The sequence below is a fragment of the Acinetobacter sp. genome (assembly GCF_041919735.1).
Classification (GTDB): Bacteria; Pseudomonadota; Gammaproteobacteria; order Pseudomonadales; family Moraxellaceae; genus Acinetobacter.
This window is the reverse complement of the sequence record NZ_JAYRTF010000004.1, coordinates 159,186-175,217: the sequence shown is the minus strand read 5'-3', so window position 1 is coordinate 175,217 and position 16,032 is coordinate 159,186. Positions and strand designations below refer to the sequence as shown.

Genomic DNA, 16,032 nt, shown 5'->3' with positions numbered 1-16,032 from the left:
AAGTCGTAAAGCTCAGAAAGCTGTTGTTGAACAAAGAAACTTAAATCCTGTGCTTGACTCTTGTGGTTAAAAACAGGACATTTTAAATGGTTTATCGCATAGACATTTTAATTGGTGAATAACAACTTTTGATTTCTTTTCTAAATCATATTCTTAGCTTATAGCAAAAAGCCCAGTGATCACAAATTGGGCTTTTCTATTGATTTTTCACATTTCACACTTAATATTTCAAAAATGATCTATGCTTTTATGTAGTTTAAGTTAAGCTTAAAGCATAAAAAATTCCTTGATAAAACATATATCCCAGTAGTTATTCATTTTGCAAGTGCCTGCACTATCCGCTCAAACCACGCAAACACGTTTTTTTATTCTTGCTTTTAACAGTCTATAAAAAAACCGGATATGAATCCGGTTTTTTGTTATCTATTCTATTTAACGATGCGTATGAATCGACATCACAATCCCCATACCAGCCAGCATGGAAATAACAGCTGTACCGCCATAACTCATCAGCGGCAGCGGATCGCCTGTAACTGGCAAAATACCGCTGACCATGCCGGAGTTTAAAAACACAAAGAAGAAGAAAGTTAAACCTGTCGCGCCTGCATATAAGCGTCCAAAATTATGAAAACTGTTCATGCCGATCATTAAGCAGCGGATGATAATAGCCGCAAAAAGGCTGAACAGCAAAAATACGCCAATAAAACCGAATTCTTCAGCATAGGTCGACATAATAAAGTCAGTATGATGTTCCGGCAAATAACCCAAATGCGACTGCGTGCCTTCGGTAAAACCTTTGCCTGTCATGCCGCCAGAACCGATAGCAATCTTCGACTGAATAATGTTCCAGCCTGCACCCAAAGCGTCCGACTCTGGATCAAACAGCGTCAGAATCCGCTTCTTTTGATATTCCTGCAAAAAGAACATCCACAGCAATGGCGCAGCAACAGCCAGCACACCCAGCGCACCTGCAATCAAACGCCATGACATGCCACTTAAAAACAGCACAAAAATACCCGGAATGATTAAGCCGATGTTTAAATCGGGCTGCAAAGCCACCAAAAGAAAAGGCACCATCATAATGACCAGCGCCACAATAATATGGATCAGCTTAGGCGGAAAAGCGCGGTTTGAAAAATACCATGCCATCATCAGCGGCATCGCAAATTTCATCACCTCACTGGGCTGCATGCTGCCTATGCCCGGCAAGGTAATCCAGCGTTTCGCGCCCAAGCGCGTTTCACCTACCGCCAAAACCAGCAGCAGCATGAACAAGCCGAAAATATAAAAATATGGACTCACTGCCTGATAAACTTTTGGCGGCACCTGCGCGCACAGGAACATAATAATGAAACCCACGCCAAAGCTCGTTGCCTGGCGCATCACCATACCGGAATCACCTGCGGTCGCACTGTAAACCACCATCAAGCCTAGCATGGCATTGATGATCAGAAAACAAAGCAGCCAAGGATCTAAATGCAATTTGGTCCAGCGTGATGCATCGTGTTTTATGCTCAGGCCATCACGGGCGGACTGACGTAAAAAGCGATACTGCTGTGAAGGAATCATTTGCTGCGCATACTTAAAAACAAAGTGGGGAAATTATAAGTTAAAGCGGCAAGGAATAAATCATTGCCGCTTAAAATATTCTATATTTACTTAAATTGCGGACTGCTGAGACGCCAAAATCAATTTGGCCAGCTCTAAATCATCAGGATAAGTGATTTTAATATTATCCGAACGGCCCGGCACGACTTGCACAGGTTCAGACAGATGCTCTAAAGCGCTCGCTTCATCGGTAATGCTGACTTGCGCCAGCAAAGCCTGCTCAATCGCATGTTTCAGTACGCCAAGTTTCGCCATTTGCGGCGTTTGCGCCTGCCAGAGCTTAGAACGGTCGACCGTTTTCGAGATTTCTGCACCCGTCTCAACAGATTTCAGCGTATCACGCACAGGAATGGCCAAAATAGCGCTTTGACCAGACGCAGCCGCGGCATTCACCAGCTGAATCAAAGAGTCCTGCGTGACGCATGGACGCGCAGCATCATGCACCAGCACCCAATCCTCTTCCGAAGCAATTTGGGATAAATAATTCAGCGCATTCAGTACAGAATTCACCCGCTCTGAACCGCCTAAGCAAAAATGCGCTTTTTCCAAAGCTTCAAATGCGATGGTTTTGGCAAAATTATCCTGCTCGCCGATTGCCAGCACATAGCCGGACAAAGGCAAAGAATTCAGCCTTAAAACAGTATGTTCTAAGACCGTCTTATTCTGAATGACTTGATACTGTTTAAGTTCGGACTTTGAAAATCGGCTGCCTGAACCCGCTGCAGGGATCACTGCCCACAATTTAAGGTTCTGGGGGCAGTTCAGCTGGTTCTTCATTGGTGCGTAAATCTGCTTGATTAGGATTGACGTAAATCGGCTTATATTGTGTATTTACAGTGCTCATCTGCACGAATGTTTCATGAGGCTTAATCAGGCCTAAATCTAAACGTGCATGTTCTTCAATGGCTTCTACACCATTTTTTAAATCATAAACTTCCGCGGCTAAGACGCGGTTGCGTTCTTTTAATTCTTCATTCAGCTCAATTTGCTGCTGCACTTTTTGCTGCAGTTTTTGATGGTCTTTATGGCCACCTTCACCAAACCAGTATAAATATTGAAACCCTGCGATCAATAAGATCGCAAGGCCCAACAATGCTTTACTCACTTTGGAGTCAAATACATTTAACATAGATAGCATGTACGCTTAGTTCAAACCTTTGAACTCAGCTTTACCGCGATATGCAGCTTTAGTCAATTCTTCAATGCGAAGCAATTGGTTATATTTTGCAACACGATCAGAACGGCACAGTGAACCCGTTTTGATTTGGCCCGCTGCCGTACCCACTGCTAGATCTGCAATAGTAGAATCTTCAGTTTCGCCAGAACGGTGTGAAATCACAGTCGTATAGCCATTTGCTTTCGCAAGATAGATTGCATCTAAAGTTTCAGTCAATGTACCGATTTGGTTGTATTTGATCAGAATCGAGTTGCCCACTTTCTCATCAATACCGCGTTGAAGAATCTTAGGATTTGTAACGAACAAGTCATCACCAACCAATTGGATTTTGTCGCCAAGGATAGAAGTCAGGTAAGACCAGCCTTCCCAATCCGACTCGTCCAAACCATCTTCAATCGAGATGATTGGGTATTGGTTTGCAAGGCCTGCAAGATAGTCAGCAAACTGGTTGCTTGTGAATGCTTTGTTGCCTTCACCAGCAAGGATGTATTGACCATCTTTGTAGAATTCTGAAGATGCGCAGTCAAGAGCCAGCATGATGTCAGAACCTGCTTTGTAGCCTGTTTGCTCAATTGCAGAAAGAATCACAGTGATTGCTTCTTCGTTTGAGCGAAGGTTTGGCGCAAAACCGCCTTCATCGCCAACAGCAGTGTTTAAACCTTGTTTCTTCAAAACTGATTTTAAAGAATGGAAGATTTCCGCACCTGCACGAAGCGCTTCAGCGAATGAAGTGAAGCCGACTGGCTCGATCATGAATTCTTGAATATCAACAGTGTTGTCTGCGTGAGCGCCGCCGTTCAAGATGTTCATCATTGGAACAGGCATAGTCAAAATGCTGTTGTTGCGAAGATCTGCGATGTATTGGAAAAGTGGAATTTTCTTTTCATCAGCAGCAGCGCGCGCAGCAGCAAGAGAAACTGCAAGAGTCGCGTTAGCGCCTAATTTTTCTTTGTTTTCAGTACCGTCAAGCGCGATCATTGTGTTATCAATGTCTTTTTGCTCGAATACTGATTTGCCGATCAGCGCTTCACGAATAAGTGTGTTTACGTTGTTTACAGCAGTTTTAACGCCTTTACCCAAGTAACGCGCTTTATCGCCATCACGAAGTTCTAAAGCTTCACGAGAACCAGTTGAAGCACCAGATGGTGCACATGCACGGCCAACTACGCCAGATGCTAAGATAACGTCTGCTTCGATGGTTGGGTTACCACGAGAGTCCAAAATTTCACGTGCACGAATGTCAACGATTTGACTCATGAACAGTTCCTCAGTTGATTAATAATAAGATAGGTCAAAAATGACCTATCAAGTGTTTCGAATTAATGGGTATCTAACTTGCTGAAACCTTTGACCAAGGTATCCAACTCTTTTAACTGCGCCAAGAAAGGTTCAAGCTGTGACATGCGCAGTGCGCAAGGACCGTCACATTTGGCCTTTTCCGGATCTGGATGCGCTTCTAGGAACAAGCCTGCCAAACCTGTCGCCATGCCTGCGCGCGCCAAAGTGGTAATTTGCGCGCGGCGTCCGCCAGCAGAATCTGAACGGCCGCCCGGTGTTTGCAATGCATGCGTCACATCAAAGAACACAGGAACATTCATTTCCTTCATGGTGTCAAAGCCCAGCATGTCTACAACCAAGTTGTTATAGCCAAATGCTGAACCGCGCTCACAAAGAATCAGTTTGTCATTCCCAGCTTCCAGACACTTATGCAGAATGTGGCGCATTTCATGCGGCGCGAGGAATTGCGCTTTTTTGATATTGATGATGGCTTGAGTTTTCGCCATCGCTTCAACAAGGTCGGTCTGACGGCTTAAAAATGCAGGAAGCTGAATAATGTCAGCAACTTCCGCCACAGGCGCAGCCTGATACGGCTCATGCACGTCAGTAATGATCGGCACATTAAAGTGTTTTTTAATGTCAGCAAGCCACTCGATCCCTTTTTCCAGGCCGGGGCCACGAAAAGAGTTTAAGCTTGAACGGTTGGCTTTATCAAAACTTGCTTTAAACACATACGGAATATCTAGACGTTTGCAGATATCTACATATGTTTCAGCAATTTCAAAAGCTAAATCTTTAGATTCGAGTACGTTCATGCCGCCGAATAGTACAAATGGCAAATGATTTGCCATTTGCATATCGCCTAAACGTACAATTTCTTGCGGTTTTAATTGTGACATTTAAACTTCCTAGTTTTATTCCTGATCCAGAATCACTTGGTTTTTTTGTACTGCTTTTTCGCAGCATCAATAAAGCTAGCAAATAATGGATGTCCATCACGTGGTGAACTTGTAAATTCCGGATGGAATTGTACAGCAATAAACCAAGGATGTTCAGGAATTTCAATAGTTTCAACTAGACGTTGAACAGGTGAATAACCTGAGATTTTCATGCCTTTTTCTTCAAGCACTGGAATATAGCGGTTGTTCATTTCGTAACGGTGACGGTGACGTTCAATGATGTCAGTTGAACTATAGACTTCGGCTGTTTTAGTGCCCGCAACCAATTCAGATTTCTGAGCGCCTAAACGCATTGTGCCGCCAAGGTCAGATTCAGCATTGCGCTGCTGCACTTCACCGCGCTCATCCAGCCATTCAGTAATCAAACCAATCAGCGGAGACTTCGTAGAACGGTTAAATTCAGTCGAAGTTGCATCGCTGATGCCCGCTACATTGCGTGCATATTCAATCACAGCCAGCTGCATGCCGAGGCAGATACCAAGGAAAGGCACGCCGTTTTCGCGCGCGAAACGGATGGCTTTCATTTTGCCTTCTGTGCCGCGCTCGCCAAAACCGCCAGGAACCAAGATCGCATCAGCATCTTTCAATACTTCGTTTACATCTTGGCTTTCAAGTTCTTCAGCATTGACATAATCAATCTGAACTTTTACGCGGTTTTTAATGCCGGCATGCAAAAGCGCTTCATTGACTGATTTATATGCATCTGGAAGTTCAACATATTTACCGACCATGGCAACACGTACTGTGTATTCAGGGTTCAGCAGCGCTTCTACAACATTATCCCAGTCAGTTAAATCTGCTTCTGGAAGATTGTCATAGCCAAAACGTTCACAGATTAAATCGTCAACATTTTGCTCGTAGAAAGTGCGTGGAATTTGGTAAATCGAACGTGCATCCTTGCATACCACAACTGCGCGCGCTTCAACGTTCGTGAACAGCGCAATTTTGCGGGTTGTGTCTGCATCAACATCATGCTCTGTACGGCAGATCAAGATGTCTGGCTGAATGCCGATAGACAGCAGTTCTTTTACAGAATGCTGTGTCGGTTTTGTTTTCAGCTCTGCAGCAGATTTAATGTAAGGAAGAAGCGTTAAATGCATCAGCATAGTGCGCTTGTGGCCAAGCTCAACCATCAACTGACGTACAGACTCCATGAATGGGAGAGATTCGATGTCGCCTACTGTGCCGCCGATTTCAACAATCGCAACGTCATAGCCTTCGCCTGCGCGAAGCACACGTTCTTTAATATTGTCGGTAATGTGCGGAATCACTTGAACAGTGCCGCCTAGATAATCACCGCGGCGTTCTTTATTTAAAACGTCTTGGTACACGCGGCCTGACGTAAAGTTGTTTAACTTTGTCATTTTCGCACGACGCAAGAAACGTTCGTAATAACCCAAGTCTAAGTCAGTTTCGGCACCATCCTCTGTGACAAAAACTTCACCATGCTGGAATGGGCTCATAGTCCCTGGATCGACATTAATGTATGGATCCATTTTGACCATGGTCACTTTTAAACCACGGGCTTCTAAAAGCGCAGCAACTGAAGCGGCTGAAATACCTTTACCTAGTGATGAAACTACACCACCAGTCACGAAAATAAAATGGGTCATTGGGTTTCTCGTACAATCGAGCCTAATTAGGCCTGCAATGTTGCGCAATTTTACTTTACCTTGCACCAATAAAGCAAAGTCATTCCGCATCAATTCATAGAACAATAAACAATTGGCTATTCTATCAGCATTTCCGATATAAAATTAGCTAAAATTTCGATGATTTTCATAATCCATTTTATGGTTATAATATGGATATCCGTTTAACGCTTAATTTTGTGCAACTATGAATAAAAAACTTTTAATTTGCGGTGCAATCGCGACTGCATTACTGATTACTGCCTGTGTTAAAAAAGAAGAACCGAAGCAAGAAGAGCAAGAGCAGGTTGAAACTGCCGCTTCTGAAGCGCAGCCAGCAGAACAGGCACAATTTGAAAGTTTAGAATCTGCTGACAATCAGCCAATTGAACCAACGCCTGCGCATCAAGAAGTGATTCGTGAAGAAACTCCGAACACCACCACTGAAATCCGCCGTGAAGTGAACAACAGCCAGCCTGCTGCTGAAGAAGTTCAGCGCCCTGCTGCACCGAAAGCAGAAGCGCCTAAAGCTGCAGACAAGCCTGCTCAAGCTGCGCCTAAGCAAAACAGCAGCAGCTCTCAAACTGAAGATGATGCTGTTGCGGCAGCCATTGCAGCAGCAACACCTGCATTGAATAACTGATCCGCCCGCAGCAATAAAAGAAAAAGCCCAGTCATCGTACTGGGCTTTTTCTTTTCACATTATTTATTGTTTGATCAATCACGCAGTCAATCAAACTATTTGCCCCAAACATCAATACTCCTGCCTGCCAGCTGGATGCCCTCGCAAAAGATGCCAATTCCCGGCATGCCTATAATGCCTATAAATAAGGTTTTAGCTTTTCCGCCAAAAATTCAATAAACAAACGTACACGCTTCGGCAAATGCTCCTGCAAATAATACACTGCATGAATTTTTTGATAATGCAGTTCGATTTGATCTTCAAATAAAGCGGTTAATCGACCCGCCTGCAAATCATCCTGCACCAGAAAACGCGACAAACAAGTAATGCCATTGCCGTCTAAAGCCAGCTGCCTCACAGTCTCGCCATTTGATGCCTTAATTTTCGGCCGTGCCGTGAACGGTTTATTATTCACATTGACCGGCCATGTATTCAGATGCAATACCTGACTGAATCCAATTAAATCATGCTGGAGCAATTCCTCCGGATGTACCGGATGCCCTTTTTCCGCTAAATACGCAGGGCTGGCGGCAATATACAAACGGCTTCTGCATAAAAGCTTCGCATGCAGCGTAGAATCATTCAGCTCGCCAAAACGGATGGCCACATCAGTTTGATGCTCAAGCAGATCAATAACCTGATCATGATTATTCAGCTCAATTTCAATGTTTGGATATTTCTGCATGAATTCATGCATTAACGGCACAATCACATGCAGTACAAACGGTGTAGCGGAATCGACCCGTATTAAGCCTGAAATGTCTTCATCCGCTTTTTGCAGAGAATCTTCCGCCTCTGCCAAATCGTTCAATATCCGTCTGGTTTTGGCTAAAAACAGCTGCCCTTCCTGCGTCAGCTTGATTTTCCGCGTTGTTCTTTCCAGCAGCGTTACATTCAATTTAGACTCTAACCGCTGCAGCGCACGGCTTATGCCCGATGCTGTTTGCCCCAGACGGTCTGCAGCCATGACAATTGAACCGCTGTCTACAATTGCTGTAAATGCCTGCAATTCTTCAATAGTCGATTTCATGCGGAATTTTTATTCCTGATATTTAATCAATAATATTTTGCAAATTACCGCATTTTTTAGCAATGATTAAAACTGCAAAATACAGATATTCAATAAATAGCCCTTGAGTATTCATCATGACCGTTCCTAAATTTGGCGTTGGCACTTTCCGTTTAAGCGGGCAAGCCGTTATCGATTCCGTTAAAAATGCGCTCAGCGCTGGATACCGCGCAGTTGATACGGCGCAGATTTACGGTAATGAAGCTGAAGTCGGCCAAGCGATTGCTGAAAGCAGCGTGGCCCGCGCAGATCTTTTTTTAACCACCAAAATCTGGGTTGAGCATTATGCGCCAGACACATTGATTCCCAGTTTAAAAGAAAGCTTAAGCAAACTGCGCACAGAAGCCGTCAATCTCACACTGATTCACTGGCCTGCGCCTAAAATGGGTGTCGATATTCCTGAATTGATGCACACCTTGCTGGAAGCTAAAAAACAAGGCCTAACACAGCATATCGGCATTTCCAACTTCAATATCGCGCTGACGCAGCAAGCCATCGACAGCATTGGCGCGGAGAATATTGCCACCAACCAGATTGAAATCAGCCCCTATTTGCAAAATGAAAAACTGACTGCTTTCTTAAAAACGCAGCAGATTGATGTGACTTCTTATATGACATTGGCGTATGGCAAAGTGCTGAACGATCCTGTGCTGAACCGCATCGCACAGCAGCATCAGGCATCGGCTGCGCAAATCGCCTTGGCTTGGGCGCTGCAAAAAGGCTATTCAGTGATTCCGTCTTCTACAAAAATAGCGCATTTAAAGGCAAATCTGCGCGCGCAGGACATTCAGCTGAATGATGAAGAAATGCGCACCATTGCCAGCCTTGAGCGGAATGGCCGCGAAGTGGATCCTGAAGCATTAGCGCCGGCATGGGACTGAATTAAGAATGAAAAGCACAGCAATGAAGCTTAACTTTCCTCTGCTGGCCTTAGCCGTTGGCGCATTTGCAATTGGCACAACAGAATTTTCACCCATGGGCTTTCTGCCGGAAATTGCTCGAGATCTGGAGGTACCCATTGCACAAGCCGGCCTGCTGATCAGCGCTTATGCGGCTGGCGTCATGCTTGGCGCACCTTTCATGACCTTATGGTTCTCACGCTATCCTAAGCGTAAAGCCCTCATCTTATTGATGGCGATCTTTACCATCGGCAATCTGCTGGCCGCGCTGGCGCCGAGCTATTTAGGGCTGCTGGGTTCCAGACTGATCACCAGTCTAAACCACGGCGCTTTTTTCGGCATCGGCTCAGTGGTTGCAGCCAGTGTCGTGCCGAAAGACAAGCAGGCTTCAGCTGTGGCGATGATGTTTATGGGACTGACCATCGCCAATATAGGCGGAGTGCCTTTAGCCACCTATGTCGGTCAGCACATTAGCTGGCGTGTTTCATTTATGGCAATTTCAATCTTAGGCATAATCACCATGCTGGCGCTGTGGAAAGCCTTGCCGCAAGGCAGCGCTGCAGCCAAACCTGATGTAAAAGCTGAGCTGAAAGTGCTTACCCGCCTGCCCGTAGTGCTTGCCCTGCTGACCACAGTCATGAGCGCTGGCGCCATGTTCGCTTTATATACCTATATCACGCCTAGCCTAAAAGCCTTTCTGCATGCTAGCCCGGAAATGATTACCCTTATGCTGGTGCTGATTGGTATCGGTTTTTCTATCGGCAACCATTTGGGCGGAAAATTTGCAGACCGCTCTTTAGAGAAAACCCTCATTGCTTTTCTGCTCGTGCTGATGGTGATGATGCTGTTATTTCCGATTTTGGCGCAAACTGCTGCCGGCGCCGCAATTGCGCTAGTGATTTGGGGCACCGCTGCTTTTGCGGTAGTGCCGCCACTGCAAATGCGGGTGATGTCCGTGGCGCATGAAGCGCCCGGGCTGGCCTCATCGGTGAATATCGGCGCATTCAACTTAGGCAACGCCCTAGGTGCAGCAGCTGGCGCTGCAGTGCTGAATCTCGGCTGGAACTATCAAGCCGTTTCCTATTCAGGCGCAGTATTGAGCGCACTGGCTTTAGTGCTGGTCATGCTGCAAATGAAAGTTTTCGCGCCGCAGAACAACAGCTCAGCTGTGAATAAAAAAGATCAAGACTTGCAGGATGATGAACTGCATTGTTAATGTGATTGAAAATATATTTTCAATCATAAAAGCCCGTGATTGCCTGTCATCGCGGGCTTTTATTCAATAGAAATACAGATACATCATTGCACCTTAAGTTTTAGCCGCTTCCAGCAAAAAGAAATCTGCGGCTAGACGTGAAGCCCAAGAGCGGGTTTCTTTGAAGCCTTCATAAAAACCGCAATGACTGCCTTTTTTGGTCGTGACCACCGCCACACTGCGCATTTGCCGCACAATAGCCTTATAAGGCTCAAAATTGCGGATATGGCAAATCGGATCATCTTCCGCATTCAAGACCAAAAGCGGAATTTCAACCTGCTCAAAAACATAGATAGGATTGGTCGCCTGATTATAGCTGCTGTAACCGTCAAAACCGGCCATTTCAAAATAGGCCTGCTCAAAATCAAACAGTGTTTTCGACTGCAGCACTTTGGGCAGAGTTGCGGTTTTTTCCCACGTTTGCTGATACGGCTCTACAAAGTTTTGGAACAGCTTCTTGGTCATCATCATGCTGTAAAACGGATGCACATTTTTAAAGCCGGATTCGGTGTTATAGCCCGGACACAAGGCAAAAGCCGCTTTAAAAGGCGTGTCTTTCCCTTGCTCGCCCAAATAGCGCACCAATAAACCTGTTCCGGCTGAAGACCCCATGCAGTACAAATCTGAAGCTGGAAATTTCTGCTGAATAAATGCCAGCTGTTCACGCAAATCATCGGTTGAACCGAATAAATTCATTTTAGGCACTGGCATCGGCAAGCCTGCATGGCCACGGCGCAGGCACAGCGCGATACGCCAGCCTGTATATTGATGCAGATCCCGCACCAACTCGCGCATGCTTTCGGGCGTGCCGGTAATGGTATGTAAAATGACAATGGTGGGAAAATCTGGCGCAGCATCCAGCCCATACCACGCGACGCCGGTAATGCCGCCATCCTGCATTGTCAGCTGATCTGTCTGTTCATAGCGCAAATGAATCTGGCGTTTTTTAATTAAATCAAAATACAGTAAATGCGCATGCGTATTTGACAGCCAAGGCGTTGGCCTATATTTGCGGTGAAGCTGAGGAAGCTGCTCAAAAATAGCTTTAAATTCGCCTTGCGGATTGAAATACAGCTTGGGCTGTTCTGCGCCAACAGCTGAATCCAATGCCGCTAAAGCGCGGCGGCTCAACCTATTCAACCAACGCCCCATAGACTCACCTCCGATATCGAATTACGCATCATCCATCATGCTTGGCACATCATTGATTTGCTCAATCTGCCGCAGCCTACTTCACTTTGGCAAAAATGCCGCCATGCGCTGCCCCATTTGCGCGGCCAAAGCTTCCAAACCGCTCTTTGGACGGATCATCACCTCAAAATCCACAATTTGGCCCTGTTCATTAAATTGCATCATATCAATGCCTTTTAATTTTTTCTCGCCGACATTGGCCGAAAACTCCAGCACCACGCTTTGTCCATCTTCACTATAAAACTCCCTGTGATAGCTAAAGTTTTCAAAAACCTGGATCACATTGGTCAAAATAAAGGTCACCACCTGCTTGCCTGGATATGGGTTATAGGCCACTGGCGAACGGAAGACCACATCCTCCGCCAGCAGTTCATTCAAGATGCTCATATCGCGTGTTTCCAGCATCTGATGCCATTTTTGTATTGCTGATTTGGTCTTTTCGATACTCATTTTTCTGTCCTTGTTTTGTTAATAAGCCTCCCTTCAATAAAGGGAGGTTGGGAGGGATTCTTCTTGTTTTGAGACAATCCCCCTAAATCCCCCTTTTTCTAAGGGGGACTTCCATTAAATAACCGCCGCCAATTCTGCACCCTGACGGATGGCGCGCTTCGCATCCAGCTCGCCCGCTTCTTTGGCGCCGCCAATCAAATGTACATTTTTACCATCTGATTTCAGCTGTTCATACATCGCAGTATATTCTTCCTGACCCGCGCAGATAATCACATGATCAACTTCCAGCACGACCGGCTGATCATTCACAATGATATGCAAGCCTTGATCGTCAATTTTTTCATAGCTTGCGCCCGCAATCATTTTTACATCACGGTGCTTTAAGCCAGTGCGGTGAATCCAGCCGGTGGTTTTGCCTAAACTGGCGCCCACTGATTTAGACTTGCGCTGCAGTAAATAAATCTCGCGTTCTGACTGCTCGACACTCGGCTGCTTTAAGCCGCCGACATACGCATAAGAAGTATCAATGCCCCACTCATCATAGAATTTTTCAGGGTTGAGGCTGCCGCTTTCCCCTTCATGGCTCAAATACTCTGCCGTATCAAAACCGATGCCGCCTGCGCCAATAATCGCCACACGCTTGCCGACAGGCTTGCGCTCTTTCAGCACGTCTAAATAGCTCAGCACTTTGGGATGATCAATCCCTTCGATATGCAGCTGGCGCGGTGTCACACCAGTCGCCACCACAATGTCATCAAAGTCGGATTGCGCCAACTCTTCATAGGTTGCTGTATGATTCAGCACCAGCTTAATGCGCGGCTGCAGTTCAATTTTACGTTTAAAATAACGCAAAGTCTCATAAAACTCTTCTTTGCCCGGAATGGTTTTGGCAATATTGAACTGTCCGCCAATTTGGCTGGCTGCATCAAACACAGTGACATTGTGGCCGCGGTCAGCCGCATATGTGGCAAAGCTTAAACCCGCAGGCCCTGCGCCAATCACAGCGATATTTTTTTCCTGAGCTGATTCTTTAAACAGCAATTCTGTTTCGTGGCATGCGCGCGGGTTAACCAAGCATGTCGCAATTTTCATAGAGAAGATATGATCCAGACAAGCTTGGTTGCAGCCAATGCAGGTATTGATTTCATCACTGCGGCCTTGCTCTGCCTTCTGCACAAAAAAGGCATCTGCCAGCATCGGACGCGCCATAGATACCATATCAGCATGGCCGGACGCCAAAACATGTTCAGCCATTTCTGGCGTATTAATGCGGTTTGAGGTAATCAGCGGCACTTTCACCATGCCTTTGAGTTTTTCAGTTACCCACGTGAACGCTGCGCGCGGCACTTTGGTCGCAATGGTCGGAATACGCGCTTCATGCCAGCCAATACCGGTATTGATAATGGTCGCGCCTGCTTTTTCAATTTCTTTGGCCAGCTGCACCACTTCATCAAAGGTTGAACCGCCATCGACCAGATCCAGCATTGATAAACGGTAAATAATAATGAAATTTTCACCAACTTCTGCACGGGTGCGCTTGACGATTTCAATCGGGAAGCGGATGCGGTTTTCATAACTGCCGCCCCATTCATCATCGCGGTGGTTGGTGCGCGCTGCAATAAACTCGTTAATTAAATAGCCTTCTGAGCCCATAATTTCGACTCCGTCATAGCCGGCATATTGTGCAAGCTTGGCGCAATTGACAAAGTCCGCAATGGTTTGCTCGACCTCTGCAGATGTGAGTGCATGCGGTTTGACTGGATTAATAGGCGCTTGAATCGCGGATGGCGCAACATTGTCCGGCTGGTACGAATAGCGGCCAGTATGCAAAATCTGCAAAGCAATTTTACCGCCGGCATCATGCACAGCTTGAGTCACAACTTTGTGCTTTTCCGCTTCTGCACGGCTATCCAGCTTATTGCCGCCTGCAAAAGTTAAGCCCGCATCATTCGGAGAAATGCCGCCTGTCACAATTAAACCTACGCCGCCCTCTGCACGCTCTGCATAAAAAGCCGCCATGCGTTCAAAGCCGCCGGGCGCCTCTTCCAAGCCCACATGCATAGACCCCATCAATACGCGGTTTTTCAATACAGTAAAGCCCAAGTCCAATGGCGCAAGTAAATTTGGATAGTTCGACATTTTCTCTCCTTAGCGTGCTGTTCAGCTGGCTGTTTTTATCCTGTTTGCACAATGTAATCTGCTTGAAGCAATTATTCATGCAACTTGTTGCATACTTTTATATTCGAGATTTGATTTTTATGCAACATGTTGCATAATAAAAGCTGTTAAAAAATATAAGCCGTCATTTTATGTCTTTAGCCCATGTCTTACTGACCAGCTTAATTGAAAAACCCAGTACAGGCATTGAGCTTGCACGGCGCTTTGACCGTTCTATGGGCTTTTTCTGGAATGCCACACATCAGCAGATTTACCGTGAACTAAGCGCCATGCAGCAAAAAGGCTGGATTTCACCGATTGAAGATGATGATGCGCAAAGCCGCAAAAAAACCTATCAGGTCGAACTGCTGGGCCGCACCGAGCTCAGCAGCTGGATGGTCAGGCACAGCCCGCCTGCGCAGCTGCGTGAAGAACTGATGGTGCGCCTGCGCGCAGAAGCGCAAATTGGCGGAAATACCGTCCTGCCTGAACTGGAACGCCATTTACAGCTGCATCAGGATAATCTAAAACTGTATCAGGCGATTTATGCCAAAGACTTTGCTCAGGCCAATACAGCAGACCGCACGCTGTTTATTCATCAGCAGATCCTGCAGCTGGGCATCGACATGGAAATCGGCTGGATTCAATGGCTGGAAAAAATGATTCCCGCCTTGAAAACTTTTGATGAGAATCATTAATACATAGAATAAACATAAGGAACAGCTATGCCGCATTACCGCATGTCCGATGGCGAAAATTTATTTGTCCGTGAATATGGTGCAGGCGCACCGGTACTGGTGCTGTCAGGACTCGGCATGCAAAGCTGGCAATGGCATCCTTTTTTATACCGCTTCCGCAAGAACTTTCAGTTTATTATTCCAGATTGGCGCGGCTTCGGCGGTTCGGCGCAGTGTAAAATTCCAGAGCTGGATGCCATTTCCAGCCATTGGCAGGACATTCAAAGCCTGCTGGAACATCTGCCTTATGACAAATTCAACGTGATTGCGTATTCTATGGGCGCCACCACGGCCATGCACGGCATGCAGTACGGCAAATTTTCAGACCGGATTCAAAGCTATCTGCACATCGACCAAACACCCCAAATCCGTTCTAATGCCGATTGGCCTTATGGCCTGTTTGGCACACGCAACCCTGAATTCAATCAAATTTTATCCAATATCTCAGACGTGCTGAGCCGCAACACCGGCAAAAACTCGATCAAGCAGCTGAACCGCAATGACCGTGAGCTGCTGCTGCAAAGCTGGCTTAACTTTATCGACCTGCAAGCCAGCAGCAAAACTGCGCCGTTTTTAATTAAGCAGGCATTAAAACGCCCGATGCTGCAGCCCTATGTTTTACCAATTCAGCGTTTGGATTATTTGGCTTGGTATATCAATAATTACCTGCACCATCAGCAAAATTACCGCAGCGCCATTTGCGCGCTAGATGCGCCGGCAACATTCTTTATTGGGGAGCAGTCTAAGCTTTACCCATCCGCAGGGCAGAAAATCATTGCCAACAGCTTAAACAATGCGGAAGCGGTGATCTTTAAAAAATCAGGCCATACACCGCTGCTCAGTGAACCGTTGAAATTCGGCAAGGCGATTGGCAATTTTCTGCGTCAAAGCGCACCAGTGATTGAATAAAAAACTGCCCTAAAAGACAGCTTCAATCTT

The 16,032-nt window shown here is 46.1% G+C and carries 15 protein-coding genes; 5 read left to right on the top strand and 10 right to left on the bottom strand.

Features of this window, described 5'->3' with window-relative positions; translation table 11 throughout:
• Positions 1-432 precede the first annotated feature (432 nt).
• The 6 genes from rodA to ACE3T3_RS03990 all read right to left on the bottom strand — a co-directional run bounded on the left by rodA (position 433) and on the right by ACE3T3_RS03990 (position 6,635).
• Entirely contained in the window at positions 433-1,569 is a 1,137-nt protein-coding gene (gene rodA / locus ACE3T3_RS04015; RefSeq protein ID WP_374664285.1) for a rod shape-determining protein RodA, read from the bottom strand.
• Positions 1,570-1,659: 90 nt separating this feature from the next.
• Positions 1,660-2,385: a 2-C-methyl-D-erythritol 4-phosphate cytidylyltransferase gene (gene ispD / locus ACE3T3_RS04010; protein ID WP_374664283.1), complete on the bottom strand. Its 726-nt coding sequence runs from the start codon at positions 2,383-2,385 to the stop codon at positions 1,660-1,662.
• A complete protein-coding gene (locus ACE3T3_RS04005; RefSeq protein ID WP_374664281.1) occupies positions 2,351-2,737 on the bottom strand; it encodes a septum formation initiator family protein in 387 nt (128 codons plus the stop codon). Before ACE3T3_RS04005 ends, ispD begins: the two co-directional genes overlap by 35 nt.
• Before the next feature lie 15 nt (positions 2,738-2,752).
• Positions 2,753-4,042, bottom strand: a complete 1,290-nt coding sequence (gene eno, locus ACE3T3_RS04000) for a phosphopyruvate hydratase (protein ID WP_374664279.1) — start codon at positions 4,040-4,042, stop codon at positions 2,753-2,755.
• Positions 4,043-4,104: 62 nt separating this feature from the next.
• On the bottom strand, positions 4,105-4,962 hold the full coding sequence (gene kdsA, locus ACE3T3_RS03995; protein ID WP_374664277.1) for a 3-deoxy-8-phosphooctulonate synthase: 858 nt from the start codon (positions 4,960-4,962) through the stop codon (positions 4,105-4,107).
• Positions 4,963-4,994: 32 nt separating this feature from the next.
• Positions 4,995-6,635 carry a CTP synthase gene (locus ACE3T3_RS03990; RefSeq protein ID WP_374664275.1) on the bottom strand — a complete coding sequence of 547 codons (1,641 nt, stop codon included), beginning with the start codon at positions 6,633-6,635 and terminating at the stop codon, positions 4,995-4,997.
• Positions 6,636-6,861: 226 nt separating this feature from the next.
• Between ACE3T3_RS03990 and ACE3T3_RS03985 the strand changes: the two genes are divergently transcribed.
• Positions 6,862-7,296, top strand: a complete 435-nt coding sequence (locus ACE3T3_RS03985; protein WP_374664273.1) for an internalin — start codon at positions 6,862-6,864, stop codon at positions 7,294-7,296.
• Between the two features lie 178 nt (positions 7,297-7,474).
• Here ACE3T3_RS03985 and ACE3T3_RS03980 read toward each other — a convergent pair whose 3' ends face one another.
• Complete coding sequence (locus ACE3T3_RS03980; RefSeq protein WP_374664272.1) at positions 7,475-8,365, bottom strand: LysR substrate-binding domain-containing protein; 891 nt, start codon at positions 8,363-8,365, stop codon at positions 7,475-7,477.
• 116 nt (positions 8,366-8,481) lie between these two features.
• Between ACE3T3_RS03980 and dkgB the strand changes: the two genes are divergently transcribed.
• Together dkgB and ACE3T3_RS03970 are read left to right on the top strand one after the other, a co-directional pair.
• Positions 8,482-9,285 (top strand): 2,5-didehydrogluconate reductase DkgB, encoded by an 804-nt coding sequence (dkgB, locus tag ACE3T3_RS03975; RefSeq protein WP_374664270.1) that lies wholly within the window; start codon positions 8,482-8,484, stop codon positions 9,283-9,285.
• A 22-nt stretch (positions 9,286-9,307) separates the two neighbouring features.
• Positions 9,308-10,519: an MFS transporter gene (locus ACE3T3_RS03970; protein ID WP_374664268.1), complete on the top strand. Its 1,212-nt coding sequence runs from the start codon at positions 9,308-9,310 to the stop codon at positions 10,517-10,519.
• 93 nt (positions 10,520-10,612) lie between these two features.
• Here ACE3T3_RS03970 and ACE3T3_RS03965 read toward each other — a convergent pair whose 3' ends face one another.
• From ACE3T3_RS03965 to ACE3T3_RS03955, 3 genes are all read right to left on the bottom strand, one after another.
• Entirely contained in the window at positions 10,613-11,710 is a 1,098-nt protein-coding gene (locus tag ACE3T3_RS03965; protein ID WP_374664266.1) for a YheT family hydrolase, read from the bottom strand.
• Between the two features lie 81 nt (positions 11,711-11,791).
• Positions 11,792-12,199 (bottom strand): nuclear transport factor 2 family protein, encoded by a 408-nt coding sequence (locus tag ACE3T3_RS03960; RefSeq protein ID WP_374664264.1) that lies wholly within the window; start codon positions 12,197-12,199, stop codon positions 11,792-11,794.
• A gap of 114 nt (positions 12,200-12,313) precedes the next feature.
• The gene (locus tag ACE3T3_RS03955; RefSeq protein ID WP_374664263.1) at positions 12,314-14,338 is read right to left on the bottom strand and encodes an FAD-dependent oxidoreductase; all 2,025 of its coding nucleotides are present in this window, start codon (positions 14,336-14,338) and stop codon (positions 12,314-12,316) included.
• 170 nt (positions 14,339-14,508) lie between these two features.
• On the opposite strand from ACE3T3_RS03955, the gene ACE3T3_RS03950 reads away from it, so the two are divergent.
• Together ACE3T3_RS03950 and ACE3T3_RS03945 are read left to right on the top strand one after the other, a co-directional pair.
• Positions 14,509-15,054 carry a PadR family transcriptional regulator gene (locus ACE3T3_RS03950; protein ID WP_374664261.1) on the top strand — a complete coding sequence of 182 codons (546 nt, stop codon included), beginning with the start codon at positions 14,509-14,511 and terminating at the stop codon, positions 15,052-15,054.
• 27 nt (positions 15,055-15,081) lie between these two features.
• The gene (locus ACE3T3_RS03945) at positions 15,082-16,002 is read left to right on the top strand and encodes an alpha/beta fold hydrolase (RefSeq protein ID WP_374664259.1); all 921 of its coding nucleotides are present in this window, start codon (positions 15,082-15,084) and stop codon (positions 16,000-16,002) included.
• Positions 16,003-16,032: the final 30 nt, after the last annotated feature.